18 protein-coding genes are annotated in these 24,340 nt (G+C 28.8%); 9 read left to right on the top strand and 9 right to left on the bottom strand.

Features of this window, described 5'->3' with window-relative positions; genetic code table 11:
* Positions 1-5: 5 nt before the first annotated feature.
* The 5 genes from ACULEV_RS04655 (at position 6) to ACULEV_RS04635 (ending at position 4,117) form a co-directional block, all read left to right on the top strand.
* Positions 6-1,136, top strand: a complete 1,131-nt coding sequence (locus ACULEV_RS04655) for an amidohydrolase (protein WP_445457505.1) — start codon at positions 6-8, stop codon at positions 1,134-1,136.
* Positions 1,129-2,280 (top strand): alanine racemase, encoded by a 1,152-nt coding sequence (alr, locus tag ACULEV_RS04650; protein WP_445457504.1) that lies wholly within the window; start codon positions 1,129-1,131, stop codon positions 2,278-2,280. Before ACULEV_RS04655 ends, alr begins: the two co-directional genes overlap by 8 nt.
* The gene (locus ACULEV_RS04645) at positions 2,280-3,353 is read left to right on the top strand and encodes an alanine/ornithine racemase family PLP-dependent enzyme (protein WP_445457503.1); all 1,074 of its coding nucleotides are present in this window, start codon (positions 2,280-2,282) and stop codon (positions 3,351-3,353) included. Before alr ends, ACULEV_RS04645 begins: the two co-directional genes overlap by 1 nt.
* 88 nt (positions 3,354-3,441) lie before the next feature.
* The gene (locus ACULEV_RS04640; RefSeq protein WP_445457502.1) at positions 3,442-3,927 is read left to right on the top strand and encodes a hypothetical protein; all 486 of its coding nucleotides are present in this window, start codon (positions 3,442-3,444) and stop codon (positions 3,925-3,927) included.
* Positions 3,917-4,117: a helix-turn-helix transcriptional regulator gene (locus tag ACULEV_RS04635; RefSeq protein ID WP_445457501.1), complete on the top strand. Its 201-nt coding sequence runs from the start codon at positions 3,917-3,919 to the stop codon at positions 4,115-4,117. Before ACULEV_RS04640 ends, ACULEV_RS04635 begins: the two co-directional genes overlap by 11 nt.
* Before the next feature lie 162 nt (positions 4,118-4,279).
* On the opposite strand, the gene ACULEV_RS04630 is transcribed toward ACULEV_RS04635, so the two are convergent.
* The 7 genes from ACULEV_RS04630 to ACULEV_RS04600 all read right to left on the bottom strand — a co-directional run bounded on the left by ACULEV_RS04630 (position 4,280) and on the right by ACULEV_RS04600 (position 15,922).
* Positions 4,280-6,745: a S8 family serine peptidase gene (locus ACULEV_RS04630; protein WP_445457500.1), complete on the bottom strand. Its 2,466-nt coding sequence runs from the start codon at positions 6,743-6,745 to the stop codon at positions 4,280-4,282.
* A 16-nt stretch (positions 6,746-6,761) separates the two neighbouring features.
* Positions 6,762-7,688 (bottom strand): hypothetical protein, encoded by a 927-nt coding sequence (locus ACULEV_RS04625; RefSeq protein WP_445457499.1) that lies wholly within the window; start codon positions 7,686-7,688, stop codon positions 6,762-6,764.
* Positions 7,689-7,839: 151 nt separating this feature from the next.
* Positions 7,840-9,513: a hypothetical protein gene (locus tag ACULEV_RS04620; RefSeq protein WP_445457498.1), complete on the bottom strand. Its 1,674-nt coding sequence runs from the start codon at positions 9,511-9,513 to the stop codon at positions 7,840-7,842.
* A gap of 262 nt (positions 9,514-9,775) precedes the next feature.
* Entirely contained in the window at positions 9,776-11,869 is a 2,094-nt protein-coding gene (locus ACULEV_RS04615) for a protein-disulfide reductase DsbD family protein (protein ID WP_445457497.1), read from the bottom strand.
* Complete coding sequence (gene tilS, locus ACULEV_RS04610) at positions 11,869-13,176, bottom strand: tRNA lysidine(34) synthetase TilS (RefSeq protein WP_445457496.1); 1,308 nt, start codon at positions 13,174-13,176, stop codon at positions 11,869-11,871. The genes ACULEV_RS04615 and tilS overlap by 1 nt, the downstream gene beginning before the upstream one ends.
* 16 nt (positions 13,177-13,192) lie before the next feature.
* Positions 13,193-14,482, bottom strand: coding sequence for an anthranilate synthase component I family protein (locus ACULEV_RS04605; protein ID WP_445457495.1), 1,290 nt, complete (start codon positions 14,480-14,482; stop codon positions 13,193-13,195).
* Positions 14,483-14,533: 51 nt separating this feature from the next.
* A complete protein-coding gene (locus tag ACULEV_RS04600) occupies positions 14,534-15,922 on the bottom strand; it encodes a hypothetical protein (protein WP_445457494.1) in 1,389 nt (462 codons plus the stop codon).
* 229 nt (positions 15,923-16,151) lie between these two features.
* Between ACULEV_RS04600 and ACULEV_RS04595 the strand changes: the two genes are divergently transcribed.
* Together ACULEV_RS04595 and ACULEV_RS04590 are read left to right on the top strand one after the other, a co-directional pair.
* A complete protein-coding gene (locus ACULEV_RS04595) occupies positions 16,152-16,637 on the top strand; it encodes a hypothetical protein (RefSeq protein WP_445457493.1) in 486 nt (161 codons plus the stop codon).
* A gap of 372 nt (positions 16,638-17,009) precedes the next feature.
* Positions 17,010-19,232: an NADP-dependent isocitrate dehydrogenase gene (locus ACULEV_RS04590; RefSeq protein WP_445457492.1), complete on the top strand. Its 2,223-nt coding sequence runs from the start codon at positions 17,010-17,012 to the stop codon at positions 19,230-19,232.
* A 141-nt stretch (positions 19,233-19,373) separates the two neighbouring features.
* Here the strand turns inward: ACULEV_RS04590 and ACULEV_RS04585 are convergent, their stop codons facing one another.
* Together ACULEV_RS04585 and ACULEV_RS04580 are read right to left on the bottom strand one after the other, a co-directional pair.
* Positions 19,374-20,186 carry a hypothetical protein gene (locus tag ACULEV_RS04585; protein WP_445458570.1) on the bottom strand — a complete coding sequence of 271 codons (813 nt, stop codon included), beginning with the start codon at positions 20,184-20,186 and terminating at the stop codon, positions 19,374-19,376.
* A 107-nt stretch (positions 20,187-20,293) separates the two neighbouring features.
* Positions 20,294-20,977 (bottom strand): hypothetical protein, encoded by a 684-nt coding sequence (locus ACULEV_RS04580; protein ID WP_445457491.1) that lies wholly within the window; start codon positions 20,975-20,977, stop codon positions 20,294-20,296.
* Between the two features lie 129 nt (positions 20,978-21,106).
* On the opposite strand from ACULEV_RS04580, the gene ACULEV_RS04575 reads away from it, so the two are divergent.
* Positions 21,107-23,485 carry a TonB-dependent receptor gene (locus ACULEV_RS04575; protein ID WP_445457490.1) on the top strand — a complete coding sequence of 793 codons (2,379 nt, stop codon included), beginning with the start codon at positions 21,107-21,109 and terminating at the stop codon, positions 23,483-23,485.
* A 4-nt stretch (positions 23,486-23,489) separates the two neighbouring features.
* A complete protein-coding gene (locus ACULEV_RS04570; protein ID WP_445457489.1) occupies positions 23,490-24,314 on the top strand; it encodes a DUF4249 family protein in 825 nt (274 codons plus the stop codon).
* The last annotated feature ends 26 nt before the right edge of the window (positions 24,315-24,340 follow it).

The following is a 24,340-nucleotide window of genomic DNA, read 5'->3' as shown; positions in this document are numbered from 1 at the left end:
ACGTTTTGGAAGAACTAATTCAGTTACGAAAATTTTTACATCAGAATCCTGAAGTTTCTGGTAACGAATCTAAGACAGCTCAACGTATTTTAGATTTTCTTTCCAAATATAAACCTAATCAAGTGATTAAAAATATTGGTGGTCAAGGTGTTTTAGCCATTTATAAAGGAAAAGAAACTGGAAAGTCAATTTTATTTAGATGTGAATTAGATGCATTAGCCATTCAAGAAACTAATTCATTTGATTATAAATCAAAATTTGATGGTGTTTCTCATAAATGCGGACACGACGGTCACATGGCAATACTTTGTGGTTTAGCCAAAAAAATAGATCAAAATCCTTTAGAAAAAGGAACTGTCTTTCTTTTGTTTCAACCTTCAGAAGAAGACGGAAATGGAGCCAAAAGAGTTTTAAATGATTTTAAATTTAAAGAAATTAATCCAGATTTTGCTTTTGCATTACATAATCTTCCTAGTTATCCAAAACATCAAATCATCGTTAAAGAAAATACCTTTACCTGTGCAGTTAATAGTATGATTATTCAATTAGAAGGAAAAACTTCTCATGCAGGCGAACCTGAAAACGGTATAAATCCAGCTTTGGCTATAGCCGAAATTATTACATTATTCAACTCCAAAATAAATAATGATATAACTTCAGAAACCTATTGTCTTATTACTCCTATACATATTAATATGGGTGAAAAAGCCTATGGAGTTTCTGCAGGTTATGGAGAAGCACATTTTACCATAAGAAGCAATAGTAATGTACAAATGAGAATCATTGAGTCAAATTTGGAAGAAAATGGAAAAGAAATTGCTTCTAAATTCAATTTGAAAATCAAAATGGGTTGGACCCAAAGTTTTCAAGCAAATGAAAATAATATTGAAGCAGTCAATTACATTAGAAAAGCAGCTACTTCTAACAATTTAAATATTCTAGAAAAAGAGCTTCCTTTTACTTTTGGAGAAGATTTTGGTTTGTTTACCCAAAAATATAAAGGTGCTATGTTAGGCTTAGGTTCTGGAGAGAAAACTTCTGCTTTGCATAATCCTGATTATGATTTTCCTGATGAGATTATAGATACAGGAATCACTTTATTTTACCAAATTGCTAAAGAAATTTTAAATGCATAAAAACTCAGTTATTGAAATTAATCAAAGTGCTCATAAAAAGAATATTGAATTTTTAAAGAAAACCTATGGAAAAAAAGTAATACTTTCTTCTGTTGTAAAAGGAAACGCTTACGGTCATGGTTTAGTCGAATTTGTTAAAATGGCTTACCATAATGGAATAACTCACTTTTCTGTTTTTGATGTGGAAGAAGCGAAAATTGTCTACGACACTTTAAAAAACAGTGTAACCATTATGATTATGGGATTTGTAGCAGATGATGATATCCAATGGGTAATTAAAAACAATATCGAATTTTTTGTTTTTGAACGTTATCGATTAGCAAAAGCGACAAAAATGGCTAAAAAATTACAACAAAAAGCAATTATTCATCTTGAGATAGAAACAGGCATGAATAGAACTGGTTTTGAAATAAAAACCATCTCTAAAGTAGCTCAATACCTCATCAAAGAAAAAGAAAACATTCATTTTAAAGGACTTTGCACTCATTATGCAGGTGCTGAAAGCATTTCAAATTATTATAGAGTATCTAAACAAATTGAACTCTTTAATAAGGCAGAAACTATCATGAAATCTCATGGAATTCAACCCGAATTAAAACATTCGGCATGTTCTGCAGCTTCAATGATGTATCCAGAAACTCGAATGGATTTAGTTCGTATAGGAATTTTGCAATATGGATTATGGCCTAGTCCAGAAGTTTTTGTAACTTACCTAAATGCAAAAAAAACAAAAAATGACCCTTTACAACGTGTAATCTCTTGGAAAAGCGAAGTCATGAGTGTAAAACGTGTGAAATCGGGAGAATTTATTGGTTATGGAACTAGCTTCATGGCAAAAGATCACATGAAAATTGCAACAGTTCCATTAGGGTATTCTCATGGTTATAGCCGTTCTTTAAGCAATCAGGGTCGTGTTTTAGTAAATGGACAACGCTGTATAGTCATTGGAACCGTAAATATGAATATGTTAACTATTGATGTTTCTGATATTGAACATGTAAAAAAAGGTGATGTAGTAACACTCATTGGAACACAAAAAAATTTATCAATTTCTGTAGCTTCTTTTAGTGATTATAGTAACCAATTAAACTATGAATTATTAACACGTATATCTAAGACAATTCCTAGAAAAATAACAGAATAATGGCATTTATAAAATTATACCGTCAAAAATTACAAGAGAACTATAAGTTCTTAAATACTTTGTTTAAAGAACGAAATATAGAATGGGGTGTTGTTACCAAATTGCTTTGTGGAAATACTATTTATTTAAAAGAAATTATTGCACTTGGTGTTACCGAAATGCATGATTCTAGAATTAGTAATCTAAAAAAAATTAAAAAACTAAATCCAACTATTCAAACCGTTTATATTAAACCACCTTCTAAACGAAATATTGAAGAAATAGTTAAATATGCTGATGTAAGTTTTAATACTGAAATTTACACCATTCAAATGCTTTCTGAAGAAGCCAAACGACAAAATAAAGTACATGGAATTATCATTATGATAGAAATGGGCGATTTGCGTGAAGGTGTTTTAGGAGAAGAATTGTTAAGCTTTTACGAGCAAGTCTTTAGTTTGCCTCATATTGAAATTACTGGCATTGGAACTAATTTAAATTGTTTGAGTGGTGTAATGCCTACACAAGATAAATTAATCCAATTAAGTTTATACAAACAACTTATTGAAGCTAAATTTAATGTAAAAATACCTTGGGTTTCAGGAGGAACTTCTGTAGCTGTTCCTTTAATGCTTAAAAATGCACGTCCTATGGCTGTGAATCATTTTAGAATAGGAGAAGCTTTATTTTTTGGGAAAGATTTATTTACCAATGATACTATTGTAGGTTTACATAATGATGTTTTTAAATTGTATGCAGAAATTATAGAAATTACTGAGAAATTTAGTAATCCTATTGGTGAATTGGGCGAAAATGTGGCAGGAAATATTTATGAAATAAATGAAGATGTAGATTTAAGTGATACTTCATTACGAGCTATTTTAGATTTTGGCTTATTGGATATGCAACCCCAATACTTAAATCCGGATGATGAAAGTATTCTCATAATCGATTCTAGCTCAGACATGACAGTTATTGATATTAGCAATTCCAAAAAGAAATACAAAGTAGGCGATGTAGTTACTTTTAAACTGCAATATATGGGTGCTTTATATCTTTTAAATTCTGATTATATTGAGAAAATAGTGGAATGAAAGTAAAACAAATTAATCTTTTTGTTAATTTTATTTGTCATAATGTAAAATAAACTTTACATTTGAAAATAATTTTAATGGATGCATTATGAAAACACCTTTTTTATTTCCAAACCAATTAAAAAAAATAGGTTGGATTTTATTTGTTCCAAGTTTTATGTTTACAATTTTAATAACTATAAACGATTGGAATATTGATGAGTATTTTAAAACAAAAGTATTTGCCATCTATACTGATGAACTATTTCAAGAAAGCAATAATCGCTTTTTTCAAATAATAGAAAATAGTATTGTTGACGAAATTTTAAGCTATACTTTAATAATTGGTGGATTATTAATTTGTTTTTCAAAACTAAAAAACGAAGATGAATATATTTCAAAAATCCGTTATGAAAGTTTGGTTTGGTCTACTTATGTTAATTATGGATTAATTCTATTTTTCACCACTTTTATATATGGAATTACATTTTTAAATGTTCTTTTTTACAATACATTTACTTTACTATTATTCTTTAGTATTCGTTTTCACTATATGATTTATAAACTTAATAAGGCCAGTAAAGATGACGAATAATTTAAGAGTTTTACGAGCTATCAAGAATATTTCTCAAGAAGAACTATCCAAAAAAATTGAAGTAAGCCGACAAACCATTAATGCTATGGAAAAAGGAAAATATGTTCCTTCAACCGTTCTTGCATTAAAACTGTCACGCTATTTTGAAAAACCCGTAGAAGAGATTTTCACTTTAGAAGATACTGATTAAAAAGAAATCCCAATCTTTTGATTGGGATTTTAAAATTTATCTTTTGAATTTTCAATATTTGGTATGTATCCAACTAGTTGTATTCAGATTTTCTTCGTCATGTCTCATTAAAATATAATAAGGTGGAGAATTAATATTTTAACGTTCAATTTGAATTTCTCTTTAATGTTTAATGAGTTTTTTGATACTTATACTATTATTAATATCGATAAGTTGTATCAAATAAACACCGCTACTAAAAGAACTACTCTCAATATTTATTTGATTTGTATTATCTAATTCTTTTTCAAATTTTATGTTTCCTAACACATCCATAACTTTAACTTTCTTATATGTATTAGAATCATATGAAATAGAAAAATAATCTTTAGCAGGGTTAGGAAAAATTTCAAAAGAAGCAACTTCATTCTCCTTATTACTATTTGAATTACGCATTATTTCTATTGAGATTGGATCAATTGGAATTGGATCAATGGGTAAGTCTATTGGACCATCATTAGAGATTGTTGTATTTATTGGAACTACTACAATATTGTTGTTTTCATTTGATTCAAGAATCTCATTAAAAGGATCTGCTTTAATTATAATATAGGGTTTATTTACTTGTGAAATGTTATGGAAAAATGTACTTGTTGAAGCATCTTTACATAAACTATAAAATATATTATCGTTCTCAACAAACTCATCTGAAGAATCTAACACATTATCATCAGATTTATATATTCCAGATATCCTTGTAGAAAAAGGAAGACTAGGAGAAGTGACTCTAGAATTACCAATATTTTTAATCGCATAACTTATAGTTTTCACTCCATTTGTGTTATTTACTACTAGGTTATTTACTTCTAAATCAGGCAGATAGCTACTTACTGCACTAAAAGTATTATTTAATAAGCTATATTCGTTAATTTTAATTGTATTATTTAATTTAACTTTTATGGAATCAATTAAATTATAAGAACAATTTGCATTAGTATTTTGAATTGATGGTAATGTAATTTTAAAAGACCTTTGCTCATTAATGTCTAAACTACCTACTTGTATTGAATTACTAGAATTTATACTATTATCAATTCTTTTAATTTCATAGGTTAAGTTTGTTGCAGGTAATACTGTAGTTCCATTATTTTTCACTACAATATTTATCTCTGGAGGCAAATTACTCATCACAAATTGAGGTGCTTCAATCCATACTGCCCAATCTACAATAGCTAGATTAGAAATATAATTTTGAGCTTCTTTTACTGCTTCATAAGCATTTATCAATTTATAGCCATCCTTAGTATCTGTTGCTGATTGTTTTAATATATAATCTACATCATAAGGTTTCAAGTTAGGATTTACTGCAAGCATTAATGATGCTACTCCTGTAGCAAATGGTGAAGCAAAAGATGTTCCTAAGATATCTTTTACGTAATTACCATTATCCACTGAATTATATAATGGGATTTGTTCTACATTATTTGATAGTAGTCCTATAAATCTTGACAATCCTTTATCTTGACCTGTAACATCGGTAGTTGGGATTAAACATCCAGGAGCCAAAATATCTAAATTTCCTCCCGAATTACTTCCCCATCCATATTTATCAAAATCCAAAGATATACCAACTACTGTTCTATAGTCTTTATCATGATTTCCTGGTTGATTTCTAGAAACTTTAACTTTTCTTAGACCGCTAGGGTTAGCAGAGCCTACAGATATTACTTCTTTATATCTTGACGGATAATCTACCACAGTAGTATCTTTATTTCCAGATGCAGCAATAATTATAACATTATTATTTATTGCATTAGCTATTGCATTTTGAACTTCAGGACTACTTGGCAATTCACTACCTAAACTTAAATTAATAATTCTAGCCCCTTTTTCAACAGCTTTGTTAATTCCTTTAGCTAAATTCACTTGTAAAATTGAATCATCAGAAATTTTAATTGGCATAATCCTACAATTTTGATCTATTCCAGCTATACCTATACCATTATTTGATTTAGCACCAATTATTCCAGTAACAGCTGTACCATGACCATAAATATCTGCAATATCATTACTGTCATTTATTACATTGTAAGGTTCATAAATTCTATTAATATCAATATCAGGATGCAAGAGATCCAAACCAGAATCAACCACAGCAACAATAATGTTATTACTACCTTGGGTTATTGTCCAAGCTTCTAAAACCTTAGAGTCCATTCCTACAATACCTGTTACTCCTTGGTTATTATATGCTGGTACGTTCCCTAGATTTCTATGCCCCCATTGCAAACCAAATAATGGATCATTTGGAATTAAAGGATTCACAATAGAACAAATTTCTAATGAAGTATTTAATTCGCTTCCTTGGAAAGCATCAAAACCATCATAAAAAGTAATTTCTGTACCTGCTTTAAAAGTGGCTTTTCCACCATTTAAAATAGTAAAAGTATTAGTGCCTTGAGCAACATTTACTGTTTGTGAAGCTTGATATGTTAAATTTTCACCTGAAGAAACAATTTTAGTTGCTACTACACTTTGTGGAGGACAATTCTGTGCTGTATTATTCGAAAAGATAATCAAAAATAGGCACAACGATAAATATTTAAACTTCATATTGAGGTTTAAATGTAAATTAAAAAAATTACTCATTGTATCACTTTTTATATTATTGATTGTACTTTTCCTTTAAAGCATCTAATTCTTTTCTCAATACTATGTTTTCCTTATTAATAGCAATCATATATAATGTTAACTCTTCAATTTTTTCTAACAACCTTGAGCTCATATCTCCAACTTCTATTCCATCTTCTTCAATCTCTTTTGCAGAAGGAATATTAGGTAAATGATTATTTTCTTTAACAAAAATTTCTAACTCATTAATAGAACGTAAAGCGTAAGTATCTTCAAAAACATAATCTGGCCAAGCATTTGAAGCTTTTACTTTTAATTCTGTACAGATAGCTTTACCATCAACAGATAACAAATAACCAACAGGAATAGCTTTATTCCCAATTTTTAATCCATTAGATATATTTAAATTAGTACTATTAATAGTTGGGCTTGTTATAGAAGAAGTATTAACAATAGAGGCACTATTAATTAATGGAGTTGTTAATTTTATTGAGGCATTTACAGTAGGACTTGAAATAGAATTACCAACACTTAAAGAATTATTAATATTAATATTACCGTCTTGTTTAATTCTCATTCTTTCTATAGAATTATTACTATTTCCTAATGTTCCAAATAAAACATCTCCACCTATACCTCCTCTAATGTTAAAATCTCCAGGTATTGCACTAGGAAAGTAGTTTGAATTTTGTGTTGCCAATCCTATTGCAGCACTATACATTAATGTGAAAAGATCTGTTGTTGAACTATTATTAAAGATAATACCTGGAGCATTTCCTGTAATTGGAATTACTGCAGCTGTATTGGAATGCACTCTTAATGGCCATTGATTATCCATTGTTCCCACACCTACAGCTGAATAGGTATATATACTTCCATTTGAACCATTATGCCATTGTTGAGCTACTGAAGAATAAACAATAAAGAAGAATACTCCTAATGTAAAAAGATTTTTTTTCATGATTTTGTTTTTTAAATGTTTGTTAATTAGTTTTCAACAAAATTATTATTGATTATCATGAAAAATACTTTTTTAATGTCTATAAACTATCTACAATTTAAAAAAATAACGTCTACAAATAGTCTACAAAAAATAATTGATATTAAAATTATTACATTTTATATAGGTTATCAATAAATAAATCTAAATCATCATTTTTAGAAAGTTTTATTTTTTGTTTTAATCTATATTTTGACATTCTTATGCTTTTTGTATCTACATTCATTTGTTTAGCTATATCTTTATTTGATATTTTCATTAAAAAAAAAGCTAAATATCTTAAATCTAATTGGGTTAGTTTACCATCAGCTCTTAATTGTAATTTTCTAAAGTACTCAGGATAAATGGATTCAAAATTTGCTCTGAATTTTTCAAAATCTTCATCAATTATAAATCCTTTTTCAATTATTTTATAAATATTTTTATCTGTAATTTCAATTTTATTTTTTAATTCTTGTTTAAGTTCACTTAAAACTTGATTTTTCCTTTCTATTTGTAAAATAGTTGACATTAAATCTTTTCTTATTTTTTCTTTTTCTTTTAAATTATTAATCTCTCTTTCATGAACTATTTTCTCTTTAATTATTGTTGCCTTTTTTTGTAGTAAGATGATATAACAAAGAAGTAAAACAAGAATAATAGAAATAGAAATTATTATTAATTTAAAATTATTAGTTTTATTTAATAATGCTATTTCTTCTTTTTTATTTTTAATTTCTTCTATTGCTAAAATATTTTGTGTGTTATTTACGATTTTCTCGTCAAATACAATTTTAGATAACTTTTTATATTCATTATCATATTCATAATACGATTTCCAATCTTTTTCAATTTCTGAAATATTTTTCAAACTATTATAAAATTCTAGTTGCAATTCTTTTGCTCCAAAATCCATAGATTTGGCGTATGACAAACCATCGCTATAAAGTTTTTTTGCCTCTTTTATTTTTCCTTCATTCAAAAGAATATCGGATTTAATTCCATAATAATTTGTAAACATTGAAGGCAAATTATATTTTTTTGCAACTTCATACCCTTTGTCTAAGTAATAATGTATTTTTTCATTCCTTGGTGAAAATTTAAATAATGCAAATCCATAGTTGATGTAAGCACTAGCCAAATTAAACTTATTATCTATTCTAGTATCATCTTTAATATATGTCATGAGATTATCATAGTTACTAAGAACCTGAATTAGAGTGTATTTTTCTTTATTCCGCTGATATTCTTCATTAATATGCGTTGCATAAGCATTTTGCGCATACATAATATAACTTGTATCTTTAGACTTTTTTGATATATCTAAAGCTTCTAAATAATATTTTTCTTCCTGAATGGGCTTACTAAAAGCTATATTAACAGCTACTTCTGAAGCAAAATCCCATCTTTTATTTTTTTTAAAAATTGGTAATGCTTTAACAAAATATTGTATTGATAAATCAGGTTTTTCTATAATCGAACAATATCTCGCTAGAGCATATAGATAAACTGCATATTCAATATTATCCTTATCATCAGATAAATATTGTTCTCCTAATATTAAGTTTTTTTTTACTTCTTCATACTTTTTTGCAAATATACTAGTAACCGATATTAGACTATGGATTAATAATCTTTCCTCATTAGTTTTAGCAGAATTAAGCCTAATATTTAATTCCTTTAAAGTATTGTCTCCTCCTTTTGCAGTTCTCTTCTTAAAAACGTCTATAGTTTCGTTATAATTTTGAGAAAATGATTGTAAACAAGTAAAAATAATAAGTACAATAAGTGTATTTTTAATAGCCATAAAAAAATAGATTTATGACAAATATAAAGAACTTAAAATAGCAAAGTTATTTCAAGTTCTTTATATTTTCAAGAGCTATTATTATAAAAACATAAGGGACAAAGTCCTAAATCCACTCGAATTTATTTAATAAGGAGCCTTAAGTATTCATTCAAGTGTTAGTATATACTATGTATATCTTTAATATAAGTGTTGTTCAAAATATTCTTCTCTATCAGAATCTCCAATTACATTTAATAATTTTGGAAATAATTAGTATAAATTACTTCCTAAATTTAGCTATCCCTTCTTTCAACCAAGTTTTATATTCTTCAATATCTGGTGTGTATCCAACTGGTTTATTTAAATCATTCCCTTCTTTATCTAAAATTACATAATAAGGTTGCGAATTAATATTATAACGTTCAATTTGAAATTCTCTCCATTTTTTTCCAATAGTAGTTACTTCATTGCCCGATATTTTTGAAATATATACTTCTTCTTTTGGTAACTCTCTCTGATCATCACCATATAAAGAAATCAAGATAATTTCATTCTTAAGTATTTTTAAAATCTCAGGATCAGACCAAACATTCTCTTCCATTTTCCTACAATTAGCACAAGCATGTCCAGTAAAATCTAATAGAATAGGTTTATTTACTTTTTTAGCATAAGCAATTCCTTCATCATAATCATGAAATGCCATTAACCCAAGTGGTCCTTTATGAACATTTTCATGCTCTTTTTCTTTTGAAAAATCAGCAATAATGACTTCATTTTTAAATCCAACTCCATCTGGGCTTTCACTATAAATCATAGGTGGTGTATAACCACTAAGAATTTTTAAAGGTGCTCCCCATAATCCAGGAATTAAATAAATGGTAAATGTTGTAACAAATAAACCAATGAACAATCTACCAACAGAAATATGCGTTGAAGGACTATCATGTGGTAATGATAATTTACCTAATAAATATAATGCCCATGCTCCAAAAACAGCTATCCAAATTGCAAGAAAAACTTCTCTTTCTAACAAATGCATTTGTAACACTAAATCAGCATTTGATAAAAACTTAAAAGCAAATGCTAATTCTAAAAATCCTAAAGACACTTTTACTGTATTTAACCATCCTCCAGATTTTGGCAAGGAATTCATCCAACCAGGAAATAAAGCAAACAACATGAAAGGCAAAGCTATAGCTGAAGAAAAACCAAACATTCCTACAATAGGACCTATTCCACCTTGTCTAGCAGATTCACCTAATAAAGAACCTACAATAGGACCTGTACATGAAAAAGAAACAACAGCTAAGGCTAATGCCATAAAAAAGATACCAACTATTCCTCCTCTATCTGCTTGTCTGTCTATTTTATTCAATAATGAATTTGGTAAAACAATTTCAAAAGCACCTAAAAATGAAGCAGCAAAAACGATTAGAATAACAAAAAATATTAAGTTAAACCAAACATTTGTTGATAAAGCATTTAAAGAATCTATACCAAAAATGGCTGTTATAATTAAACCTAATCCTACATAAATAATGATGATTGATATTCCATAAACAATAGCATTTTTTATTCCTTGTGCTCTATTCTTACTTTGTTTTGTAAAAAAACTAACAGTCATAGGAATCATTGGAAACACACAAGGTGTCAATAATGCTGCTAAACCTCCTAAGAAAGATAAGATAAAAATAGTCCATAAATCTTTTTTCTTTTCATCCTTACCTGATTTATTTGTTTGAACTACATTAGTTTTTTCTTGCTTATTTAAGCTATCTATTTTTTCTTCTGTAAGAACAGTTTCAACTATTTTTTCTAAAGAATCAATTTCAACAGCATTTGCAATCTTAGCGTTCTCTTTTATAACAACAGTCTCTGGAGTACTTTTTTCATCTACTTTTTGCATTGTTTTCTCCTCAACTTGAATCTCAGGAAGTTTAAAAGTCAAATTATCATCTTCTTGCACACATCTTCCATCTATACAAGTTTGTCCTTCTAAGCTTACTTTAATTTCTTTAAGATTTGGATTGGTAACTTTTATCAATTGCTTGAATTGAGCTGTATTAGTGAAAAAATATTCATCTACTTCAAAAACATCGCTATATTCTTTTTGATATTTCCCTTGCTTAGTATCACCCATTAATTTATAGTCTTTCCCAGCATTCTTAAAAGTAAAAACTAAAGGTTGCGAACCACCATCGGGTGTGTTTAATGCATATAAATGCCAACCAAATTCAATTTGGGCATCCATAATCAATTCAAATTCGGTATTGGATTTTTGAACTAGTTTGGTTTTCCATTTTACTACATCAATAATTTGAGATTGTGCAAAAAATGAAAATAGAAATACGATAGCAACAAGTAATTTCTTCATTATTTTAATTCTATTTTTAATATATTCTTAGTTTTTATGTTTGCCAAAAATCGTTTGTCTGCTCTTTTTCCAACAACCCAAATGATGTCGTCATTAGATATTAGTAACCATTGTTTTTCTTTATCTAGAAGCGAATACTTTTCGTCTTTAAAATACTTACTCAACTTCTTTTTTCCTTCCATTCCAGAAGGATAAAAGTAATCACCCTCTTTTTTCTTCCTTATTTGCAATGGAAAGACTAACTTTTCTTGGTCCACAAAGATAACATTCTTGGTTGGTTCTAAAATGTCATCTATCTGACAAAGGGTAATATTTAAGGGAAATTTAAGACTTTTAGTATTTTCATCAATAAAAAATGTGTTTTCTTCTACTGAAATAGTTTTCTGAGACAAAATCAAGTAATCTCTGTCTTTTAAAAGCAAATGTGTACTTGAAAAAACTTGTTTTCCAGATTGTGCATGAACCAATTCATAAATATCATTCCAAGCAGTAAATTCATATTGTTTCAGCCATTGGTACAAATAACTTTTATAATTTTTGTAAGCCAATAATGTATTGCAATTAATTTGTATTGTGTCATCTTTTATTTCAACAGCTTTTTCATAAACCAACTCTGAAGCATCTTCTACCAAAGCATTTGCTGCATTCAGATATCCTAGTGTATCTTGAAAACTAGTTAAAAAACTAGCATTCAATTCTTTTAAAACAGGAACAACATGATGTCTAATTTTATTTCGGAGATATTTATCAGAAGCATTACTCGCATCTTCTCTCCATTTAATTTGGTTTAGCTCCGCATAATTTTCAATTTCTGCACGAGAAACTTCCAGCAATGGTCTTATGATAGTTTCATTTTGAGCTGGAATTCCTGTTAACCCCTCTAAACCAGTTCCTCTTGTTAAATTAATAAGAAATGTTTCTACTTGATCGTCTAGATGATGTGCCGTCAAAAGAAAATCATAATTTTCTATCTCTAATAATTTATTAAACCAATCATACCGCAATTTTCGAGCTGCTAATTGTATGGAAAGTTTAGTATCATTAGCAAATTTTTTGGTGTCAAATTTTTGAATAAAGAGAGGAATCTGCAATTGGTTGGCTTTTTCTTTAATAAAAAGTTCATCACCATCACTTTCATTTCCTCTTAACTGAAAATTACAATGAGCAATTCCTATTTCAAGATGTAAGTTTTTACAAATATCTAACAAAACCATACTATCTATTCCTCCACTAACAGCTAGAAGCAAGCGTTTGCCTTGTAAATAAGGAAAGTTTTTTTCTAAATGGTGTTGGACTTTTTTTAGCATAGCCAAAAATAAGAAATTAATTGCTTTGCAAAACCTCAAACATGGCTTTGGCTTTTAACAAGCATTCTTCATATTCATTTTCTGGAACAGATTGAGAGGTTATAGCACTACCAACAGAAAACGATAAATATTGATTTTTAGCATTATACAAGATACTTCTTATAACCACATTAAAATCAAAATCACCTGCGGGAGTAAAATAACCTACTGCTCCACTATATAAACCTCTCTTAGTTTCTTCTAACTCTTCTATAATTTTCATAGCCGAAATCTTTGGAGCACCAGTCATACTTCCCATAGGAAAAGTTGTTTTTAAAATTTCAATAGGAGAAACTGTGTTTTCTACTTTAGAAACTATAGTAGAAATCATTTGATGAACTTGCTTAAAAGTATATACTTCACACAATTCTTCAACTACAACAGACCCTTTTTTTGCAGTGTGAGACAAATCATTTCGAACTAAATCAACTATCATAATATTTTCAGAGCGTTCTTTTTCGCTTTTAGCTAATTCGCTTTTCAAAAAAGCATCTTGCTCAATATCAAAACTTCTTCTTGCTGTTCCTTTTATAGGTTGGGAAATTACTTTTTCATTTTCTTTCTTCAAATAACGCTCAGGAGAAGCGGAAAGTAAATACTGATTATTATTCTTAAAAAAAGTAGCAAAAGGTGCTTTGGAAATAGTGTCTAACTTCTCATAAATTTCAACAGGATTAATACTTGCTTCTTTTGCAAAAAACTCCATACAAAAGTTAGCTTCATAAATAGAACCAAAATGAATATATTCCAACATTTTAGTTACTTTTTGAAGATATATTTCCTTAGAAATTCGTTGCTCTATTTTCGGAATTTGAAAATCAACTTTTGAAATTTTAAAATCTGAGATTTCAATAAAATCATCTTCTACTTCATCATCACACATATTCAAATAGCAAACTTCTAGGGTGTTTCCTTTCAAAAAAAATATTTTTTTGGGTTGAAAAAAATACAAATCAGGAAAATCTAAACCATCATAATTTTTGGATTGTAATGCTTCTGTATCATTCTTTAAATCATAGGACAAATAGCCAAATAACCAATCTTTGCTATGTGATTGATATTGATGCAAATCCTCAAATGCATTATGATAGTCAGTCACCACCGAAGTAAATGCCTCAACAGCTACTATGCAATCAAAAGAGCTATACTTTTGTTGGTATTCATTAGAATCTAAAAAAGCAACCTCTCTAAATTGGTTAGACCAATGTAAAAGACGTTGCTTAAAATCTTTAGGGTTTGAAATATGTTTTGTAATAGCTGTTCTCAAATTTTAGAATTATAATTTTAAAAGCCCAAAATTACAATTTTAAAAAACAATCTACTTAATTAACTCTACAATTAAATTACACCCGTTTGCTAATAAATTTGTGTTAGAATCTCCTAATGAGGAATAAATAGCAACTGCTTGATAAGCTGTTAAATTAACAAGTTTTACCAAAGATATAGTTCTAGTTTCTCCATTTGATAGTGATGTGTAAGTCCTTGTACCTGGAATTTCAGCTCCATATATTCCTAAATAAAATTCTGGATTTATAACGCCTCCTGAATTTTTTCGCAAAGAGATTGAATAAGATATTCTATACAAACCAGTCTTTTGAACTTGAATATTATCTCCGTTAAGAGATACTCCATTATTAACACCATTAGTTCCTAAAGCAATGATTCCAGAATTTAAAACTGTATTTGAATTTTTATAAATTTCACCATACAATTTCAAATTATTTATATCTGACCAACTTGCTTTTCCATGATTATCTGAAACTAATACTTTTCCTTCACCTTGATTACCATCCACTATTTTCATAGAACCTACAACATGTAATCTTTCGTCAGGAGTATTCGTTCCAATTCCTACTCTATTATTTCCATTAACAGAACTACCTAAAATAATTGAATTAGCTTGTGTAGCTGTAGCCTGATAGCCAATAGCAGTAGCATTTTGACCACTTGCAGCTGATTCAGTTCCTAAAGCAGTTGATTGTTGTCCTGAAGCTACGGATGAATTTCCTAATGCAAGTGAATTATTATTTGATGAGGAAGCACTTAAGCCTAACGCTATAGATCTAAAACCAGTAACTAATGTAGACTTCCCAATAGCAATCGTTTCATTATTTGTTGCTGAAGAATTAATCCCTAAAGCTAAAGATTGGAAACCACTTCCTGTTGATGAATTACCTATAGCAATAGCTTCATTAGAGGCTGAAGAATTTGCAGAAGTTCCAATAGCAATTGAATTATTATCGTTTGAAGTAGAACCAAATCCAATCGAAATTCCTCCATTAGGATGAAATCTTCCAAAATTTGAACCATTTACTTTAAAAGCTAAAGCATAATAATTATTCGTTCCCAAATATTCACTTCCAGTTGATAATGTATTTCCTGTTAAATTCCAGTCAGTATTAGTGGCAATTGTTGCTACAGAACTAGAATTATCTAATCTCTTCCATGTTGTATCCCAATAATAAAATCCAGGTGTTACATCTGAAACTGTAGTAGTGTTATAAATTAATAAACTCGTTGCTGGACTAGCTATAGTTGTATTATCTGTAGTAGATAATAAACTTATTCTTGGAATTAATAATCCAGAATTTGTACTTTTAATTTCCAAAGCACATGAAGCATCAGGTGATGTTGTACCAATACCTACTTGAGAAAATAAAAAACTAGTGAAACAACATGCAATGGTTAATAGCAATGTTCTTTTCATATCAATAAAATGGTTAATAAAAATATCGCCAAATGTACAAAATGTCCATTAACCAAGCCCTATTAATCAATCACTTAAGCCAATACAATTTTATCAATTTCAAATATTATTTTTACATACAACCTATAATGCTAGTCATTAAAGATTGTAAGTTAGGTAATTCTCTATAAATATTTTTCTTTATTTTTACTGCTACATAATTTCTGATTACTCACACAAAGGTATTCCAATGAACGATAATTTATTTTTTAACGTGCTTTTACCAAGTTACTCAAAAAGTAATTGCAGTCCTGTATTTGCTAACGATTATAATGGTTTGCTCATTGCTATGCCAACAAAAATTGATCTTTCTGAACATGTAGAAATACCTATTTGTGGCTCTTTCCGTGTATTATCAAACCTTATTTTACAGACGCAAGGTAAATTAATCGAGCATGTTATGATTACTTTTATAGATTGTGAAACCCAACAGTCTTTAAGTTTTGACCTTATGCCTGACAAAGAACCTATAAGAAATAAAGAAGAAACTTTAGATATTACAAGTAAAACACTGGAAGACAACTACATATTTGACATGTATTTTAATATTGATGTTTTCAATTTCTTCTCTAATTTCCCACAACATAAGGCAAACTATTCTGTGTTTGCTACAGTTTTAAATATACAATCAAATACTTTAAAGACATCCATTTTAACTAATGAGTTTAATGGCTAAGAATTGGTGTAAGATAGAAGAATAAGACACCAACAAAGTATAGGCTTCTTACCAGTCATATTTACTATATAGCTTCCTTAAAAACAAGATTTTAGTATAAAATATATGAAAAGGATTAACAGATTGTATTGTTAATAACCTTATTTTAAATTCTTCTAATGAATTAAAGACTTATACTTATAATATTGAAATACTACCTCAATAAAAAATCACAAGAATTACTTAGTTTCTCCTTGAAAATAATGAATCTATAAAAATAAACCTGATTAATTATCAAATCTTTAAATCAAACGATTTCGCTTTAAAACAATAAAAAACACCTCTTAATTTATTATATTTGCGAGTCTTAAAATTAATTAAAATACATATTTCATGTCAAACCAACCCAAAATTATTTATACAATTACAGATGAAGCACCTATGCTGGCAACACATTCCTTTTTGCCTATAGTAAAAGCTTTCTCAAAACCAGCAAATATTACATTAGAAACAAGAAATATTTCTTTAGCTGGAAGAATATTAGCCAATTTCCCTGAATTTTTAAAGGAAGATCAAAAAGTTGCTGACGCTTTAACGGAGTTAGGTCAATTAGCAACTACACCAGAAGCAAACATTATTAAGTTACCTAATATATCTGCTTCGGTTCCTCAATTAAAGGAAGCTATTGCAGAATTACAATCACAAGGTTATGCTATTCCTAATTTTCCAGAAGAACCTCAAAATGAAGAAGAAAAAACTATTAAAGCAAAATATGCGAAAGTATTAGGATCTGCTGTAAATCCAGTACTTCGTGAAGGAAATTCAGACAGAAGAGCACCTAAAGCTGTTAAAAACTATGCAAAAGCACATCCCCATTCAATGGGAGCATGGTCATCAGACTCAAAATCCCACGTTTCACATATGAATAATGGTGATTTTTACGGAACCGAACAATCAGTAACTGTAAAAGAAGCTGGAAGTTTTACTATCGAGTTTACAGATGCAAATGGAACAACTAAAATTTTAAAAACAAGTTCTCCATTATTAGCTGGTGAAATTATTGATACCTCAGTAATGAGTATGAATAAACTTAAATCGTTTATTGCTGAGCAAATTGTTGATGCAAAAGCGAAAGGAGTTTTGTTTTCTGTACATTTGAAAGCAACAATGATGAAGGTTTCTGATCCATTATTATTTGGTGCTTTTGTAGAAGTATATTTTGCAACTGTTTTCCAAAAATATGCAGCGCTTTTTGAAGAATTAGGAGTAGATACTCGTAATGGATTAGGTGATGTATATGCTAAAATACAAGGTAATGCAAAACAAGCTGAAGTTGAAGCTGCATTAAATGAAGCTATGGAAAATGGTCCTGCACTAGCAATGGTTAATTCAGATAAAGGAATTACAAACTTACATGTACCTTCTGATGTTATTATTGATGCATCTATGCCTGCAATGATTCGTAATTCGGGGCAAATGTGGAATGCAGCTGGAAAATCGCAAGATACTAAAGCAATCGTACCAGATAGATGTTATGCTGGAATTTACCAAGCAACCATCGATTTTTGTAGAGAAAATGGTGCTTTAGATCCAAAAACAATGGGAAGTGTACCTAACGTAGGATTAATGGCTCAAAAAGCGGAAGAATATGGTTCACATGACAAAACTTTCCAACTAACTTCAAACGGAACTGTTGCTGTAAAAGATGCAAATGGAAATATAATAATGGAACAAGCTGTTGAAGCGGGTGATATTTTTAGAATGTGTCAAGTGAAAGATGCACCCATTCAAGATTGGGTTAAATTAGCGGTAAACAGAGCAAAAGCTACTGGTGTCCCTACTGTCTTCTGGTTAGATGAAAATAGAGCTCATGACAGACAAATTATTGAAAAAGTTACTGCTTATTTAAAAGATTACGATACAACTGGATTAGATATTCGTATTATGAATCCTGTAGATGCCACAAAATTCACTTTAGAAAGAATCGTAAAAGGGTTAGATACAATTTCAGTAACTGGAAATGTATTACGTGATTACTTAACTGATTTATTTCCTATTTTAGAAGTAGGAACATCTGCAAAAATGTTATCTATTGTTCCATTAATGAATGGTGGTGGATTATTTGAAACAGGTGCAGGTGGTTCAGCTCCAAAACATATTGAACAATTCATTGAAGAAGGTTATTTACGTTGGGATTCATTAGGTGAATTTTTAGCGCTAGGCGTTTCTTATGAGCACTTAGGAAATGTATTTAACAATCCAAAAGCTTTAGTTTTATCGGAAACATTAGATGAAGCTACTGAATTGTTTTTGCAAAACGATAAATCTCCTGCTAGAAAAATTGGAAGTATCGATAATAGAGGTTCGCATTTCTATTTGGCTTTATATTGGGCAAATGCATTGGCTAACCAAAATAAAGATGCAGAATTAAAAGCAACCTTCACTCCTATTGCTGCTGATTTGAATGCTAATGAAGTTAAAATTAATGAAGAATTAATTGCTGCGCAAGGAAAACCACAAGCCATTGGAGGTTATTATCATCCAAATTTTGAAGCTACAGACAAAGCAATGCGTCCAAGTATAACATTAAATACTATTTTAAATAAATTGAACTAAGATTCAAACTATTTAAAATCTAAAAAGCGACCAACTGGTCGCTTTCGTTTTATATAAGAATAATAACTCCACCAATTATTTATACATTGTTAATACTCGTCAAACATAAAAAATATCAAATCCTATATTCTAAAGTCATAATTATCGTAGGTCAGATAATATTAAGAGATTTACTGTATTAAATAAATTAGTTTGTTTTTGTACTTTTTTCAATATGTCAATCGAATTCCTTTCTGAAATAAAAGTATGTACATATGGAACTGTTGTCATAATTAACACATCCACTATATCATTTACAGATACCTTTCGATTCTGGTCTGAAAAGAACTTATAATAGATGGAATAAGCTAGCACTTCAAGTGATTTTATTTTTTTAAGTTTTGTAGAATCAAGTTCTCTATTATCAGGAAATAAAAACCTCACTCTCATTTCATAACGAATAAATTTTTTAACAAAAACATCTTTTTTGTTTTTTATAGTATTTTTAATACCTATAAAATCTACATGATTAAGTAATTGTGAAATTTCCTCAAAATAAGCAGACGTGTAAGATTCAACATTTAAAAGAGCTTCTTTAACAACACTTTTATTCAAAAAAATATCTAATGAATCAGGATTCATGTTTTTTCCTTCTATCTTAATACCAATTGGTGCTAACATAATTGGATTTACAACTTCATTTTTCCCTTCAATTAATTCTATTTCCTTTAATGCAAGTGGAAAATATGACATTACAATAACACAAGGGAATAATGAATATAACTTCTTAAATAGGCTAAAAAATTTGTCGCTTTTGCTTATTTCATATAAAGTATATGTACTAAAGGAAAGTAAATAATCTTCATCTGGAGGATATCTAGTAATAAATTTATTAATCAAATCCCCCGTTTTGCATATATCACTTACAATGTTGGTATCTAAATAAATAAGCTTGTAAGGTAAAAGGTTGTCCATTCTATAATAATTATTTTTATGAACATAAATTTGGTCTATTGACAATTCAAAATATTAATATGTCAGAAGATTAAATAATATTACTATTGGTTTATAAACTTTGTAAACTATTTCTCCTCTTCTTCAATAGAAGGACTATCATCCTGAACTACAACAATTTTAGCTAAAACTCCAGTAGTTAAATTCCATTCGTTGCTAGTAATTAAACCTCCTTTGTCATCATATACTCTAAATGCAGCCGTGTTAGGTCCTGAAGTTCCTTGATTTAAAGCTAGAAATTCAATTTTATTAAATCCTTTAGATAAATCTAAATAGTATTCTTTAGAACCCGATTCTAATAAAATCTCAGGAATAAAAACCACATCATTAACTAAAATTCGCACCCTATCACCATCTGGATATTCATGATCGCGACACGTAATTTTAATGTATTTTGCTTTAGTACTAAATTGACCTAAAAATTGATTACTCTTAAAACTCTCATCAATAGGTTTATCATAAAGCTTTTTGTTCAAATTGTCTTTTATTTCTTCTCCTGGATTTTTAAAATCTTTATTTTCTTCAAGGATACTCTTTGAAGGTGATGTTTTATTTAAAATTGAATATTTTTTCAGATAATTATCTTCTTTATCTAAAACACTTTTGTATTGTAAAGAAGGCAATGATGAGGAAGTAGATGTATTAGATTCAAAAGGATTACTGAGCTGTAAATTAAAGGCTTGTTTTTTTTTATCAACTTGAGAAAACAAGCTAACAGAAAACAAAACAAATAACAATACTAATTTTCTCATTTCAAAATTTATTTACAACAAACGTATAATTAAGTATGAAATTAAGCATGATAATTAACCATACATTAACAGATTTTATACTAAAAGTACAAAAATATTTTGTCAAATTTGTAACACAAAAATCATACCATGGGCAAATCTATAAAATTAGTTTTACTATTTATAGTATTATCATTTTTAAATCGTGTTCACGCACAAGAAAAAATTTCATTAAGCGGAATCATTTCTGATAAAAGTACAAACGAAACCTTGATTGGTGTTACTGTAATCATTGAAGAATTAAAAACAGGGACTACTACAAATGAATATGGTTTTTATTCGATTACACTTCCAAAAGGAGAATATACCGTTCGCTATACTTATATTGGTTTTCAAGATATAGTGGAAAAAGTAAATCTTACCGAAAATATTAGAAAAAACATTAGTCTTAAAGAAAGTGATTTTCAATTAGATGAAATTATTGTTACAGAAAATATCGAAAAACCAAACATCGAAAAACCAGAAATGAGTGTAAACAAAATTTCGGTTAATACTATTAAAAAATTACCCGTAATCCTTGGTGAAACAGATATTTTAAAATCAATTCTAACATTACCTGGTGTAACAAATGCTGGTGAAGGTCAATCTGGTTTTAATGTTAGAGGTGGTGCAGCTGACCAAAACCTAATTTTATTAGACGAAGCAACAATTTATAATTCTTCTCATTTATTTGGCTTTTTCTCTGTTTTTAATGCTGATGCAATTAAAGACTTAAAACTTTATAAAGGTGGTGTTCCTGCACGCTTTGGAGGAAGAGTAGCTTCTGTTTTAGATATTTATCAAAAAGATGGAAATAGTAATAGTTTTCATGCAAATGGTGGAATCGGTCTTATTTCTAGTAGAATATTAGCAGAAGGACCAATTGTAAAAGACAAAGGTTCTTTTTTAGTTGCTGGAAGAAGTTCTTATGCTCATTTATTCTTGAAATTAACAGATAATAAAAACTCTGCCTATTTTTATGATTTAAATACAAAACTAAGTTACAAGTTAAATGACAATAACAATTTATACCTTTCTGGTTACTTTGGAAGAGATGTTTTTAGTTTAAACCAAAGCTTTGAAAACACCTATGGAAATTCAGTTTTAAATTTACGTTGGAATCATTTATTTAATGATAAATTATTTTCCAACTTATCTTTAATTTATAGTGATTATTATTACGGTTTAACCTTGGATTTTGTAGGTTTTAATTGGGATAGTGGTATTAAAAATTATAATTTTAAATATGATTTCAAACATTATTTAAACGATAAAACAAAATTAACCTATGGTTTAAATGCTGTATATTATGATTTCAATCCAGGGAAAATTGAACCAAGTGATGAAGACTCATCTATAAATCCAGATCAATTAGATAAGAAATATGCTTTTGAACCTGCTTTTTATATAGATGCAGAACAAAAATTATCTAGTAAATTTTCCATTAATTATGGCTTACGTTATAGTTTATTTTATCGTTTGGGTTCACAAGAAATAAACGTTTATGCTAATAACGAAGCTGTTTCTTATGATAATGAGTTAAAAATTTACGAGAAAGCTACTCCCATTGGCACAAAAAAATATGGTAGCAATGAAGTCATTTCAAAATTTAATAACCTAGAACCAAGACTTTCTATGGTTTACATCATCAATGAGAATCAATCTGTGAAAGCCAGTTATAATAGAATGACACAATATTTACACCTTATTTCAAATACACAATCACCTACTCCACTAGATGTTTGGGCACCAAGTGATGATTTTTTAAAACCTCAAATCTTAGATCAATTTGCTATTGGGTATCAAAAAAACACAAAAAATGGCAAGTATTCCTTTGAAATAGAATCCTTTTATAAATATGTAAAAAATAGGTTGGATTATATTGATGGAGCTGACTTAATTGCAAACAATGCCATTGAACAAGTAGTTTTAGCAGGGAAATCGAGAGCTTATGGTTTAGAAATATTAGCTCGTAAAAACGAAGGAAAATTAAACGGTTGGATTTCATATACTTTATCTCGTTCCGAACAAAAAACAGCTGGAAGAACATCAGAAGAAATTGGTATAAACAATGGTAATTGGTATAAAACAGGTTGGGATAAAACACATAATTTATCTGTAACTGCAATGTATGAATTAAATGACAAATGGAGTTTTGGAAGTATTTTTTCATTACAAACGGATCAGCCTGTAACTTATCCTAACGGTCAATATATTTATCAAGGTATTTCTGTTCCAAGTTATGGAGAAAGAAATGCAAATAACTTACCTATATATCATCGTTTAGACATTTCGGCAACCTTATCTCCTAGGAATAATGCAAATAAAAAAATAAAAGGAGAATGGGTTTTTGGTATTTACAATCTATATAGTAGAAAAAATGCCGCTTCAATTAATTTCAGACAAAATGCTGATTCTGGAAATAATGAAGCTGTTCGGCTTTCAATTTTTGGAATAGTTCCAAGTATAACCTATAATTTTAAATTTTAATAAAATGGTAAAAATTATAATAAAAATTTCAATTGCAATCATTACTTTATTAACCATGCTTGCGTGTGAAGATGTAGTAAATATTGATTTGGATACAGCTGCACCCAAATTAGTTATTGATGCAGCCATAAAGTGGGAAAAAGGTACAACTGGGAACGAACAAATAATCCGTTTAACAACTACAGGAGGTTTTTATGACAATCAAATTCCTGCTGTTTCTGGAGCTACTGTTTTTATTACAGATGATACAAGTACTTATGATTTTATAGAAAATCTTGGTACAGGTAATTATATTTGTGCCAATTTTAATCCCGTATTAAATAAAACTTATACTCTAACTGTCATTTATAATGGACAGATATATAATGCAACTGATACGTTATATCCAACACCCAATATTGAAACGATTGAACAAACTACAACTACTGGATTTGGTGGTGAAGAAAATATTCAAGTAAAATTCTTTTATCAAGATAATGGAGCCGAAGACAATTTTTATCTAATAGGTTTTAAAAACAATAATATATCATTTCCAGAATATGGTGTGGTGGATGATGAATTTTTTCAAGGAAATCAAATGTTTGGTTTATATATAGATGATTTACAACCAAATGACCAGTTAACTTTATCTCTTCAAGGTATCTCTTCAAGACACGCAAATTATATGGACAAATTACTTAATATTGCTGGAACAGATGGTGGTAATCCGTTTACAACTGCACCTGCTACCTTAAGAGGGAATATTATAAATCAAACAAATCCAGACAATTTCCCTTATGGTTATTTCAGTTTAGGTGAAGTAGATACTGAAGATTATGTTATACAATAAATACTATAATCATTTTCTTATATTCG

The sequence above is a fragment of the Flavobacterium sp. HNIBRBA15423 genome (genome assembly GCF_052655965.1).
Note: the sequence above shows the minus strand (reverse complement) of the source record. Positions and strands in the feature narration are given on the sequence as shown.

Coding starts and splice junctions, on each gene's coding strand:
- alr (WP_445457504.1), top strand. CDS start 1,129: ATGCATAAAAACTCAGTTATTGAAATTAATCAAAGTGCTCATAAAAAG.
- ACULEV_RS04620 (WP_445457498.1), bottom strand. CDS start 9,513: ATGGCTATTAAAAATACACTTATTGTACTTATTATTTTTACTTGTTTA.
- ACULEV_RS04575 (WP_445457490.1), top strand. CDS start 21,107: ATGGGCAAATCTATAAAATTAGTTTTACTATTTATAGTATTATCATTT.
- ACULEV_RS04585 (WP_445458570.1), bottom strand. CDS start 20,186: ATGGACAACCTTTTACCTTACAAGCTTATTTATTTAGATACCAACATT.
- ACULEV_RS04640 (WP_445457502.1), top strand. CDS start 3,442: ATGAAAACACCTTTTTTATTTCCAAACCAATTAAAAAAAATAGGTTGG.
- ACULEV_RS04580 (WP_445457491.1), bottom strand. CDS start 20,977: ATGAGAAAATTAGTATTGTTATTTGTTTTGTTTTCTGTTAGCTTGTTT.
- ACULEV_RS04595 (WP_445457493.1), top strand. CDS start 16,152: ATGAACGATAATTTATTTTTTAACGTGCTTTTACCAAGTTACTCAAAA.
- ACULEV_RS04570 (WP_445457489.1), top strand. CDS start 23,490: ATGGTAAAAATTATAATAAAAATTTCAATTGCAATCATTACTTTATTA.
- ACULEV_RS04625 (WP_445457499.1), bottom strand. CDS start 7,688: ATGAAAAAAAATCTTTTTACATTAGGAGTATTCTTCTTTATTGTTTAT.
- ACULEV_RS04635 (WP_445457501.1), top strand. CDS start 3,917: ATGACGAATAATTTAAGAGTTTTACGAGCTATCAAGAATATTTCTCAA.
- ACULEV_RS04615 (WP_445457497.1), bottom strand. CDS start 11,869: ATGAAGAAATTACTTGTTGCTATCGTATTTCTATTTTCATTTTTTGCA.
- tilS (WP_445457496.1), bottom strand. CDS start 13,176: ATGCTAAAAAAAGTCCAACACCATTTAGAAAAAAACTTTCCTTATTTA.
- ACULEV_RS04645 (WP_445457503.1), top strand. CDS start 2,280: ATGGCATTTATAAAATTATACCGTCAAAAATTACAAGAGAACTATAAG.
- ACULEV_RS04600 (WP_445457494.1), bottom strand. CDS start 15,922: ATGAAAAGAACATTGCTATTAACCATTGCATGTTGTTTCACTAGTTTT.
- ACULEV_RS04590 (WP_445457492.1), top strand. CDS start 17,010: ATGTCAAACCAACCCAAAATTATTTATACAATTACAGATGAAGCACCT.
- ACULEV_RS04630 (WP_445457500.1), bottom strand. CDS start 6,745: ATGAGTAATTTTTTTAATTTACATTTAAACCTCAATATGAAGTTTAAA.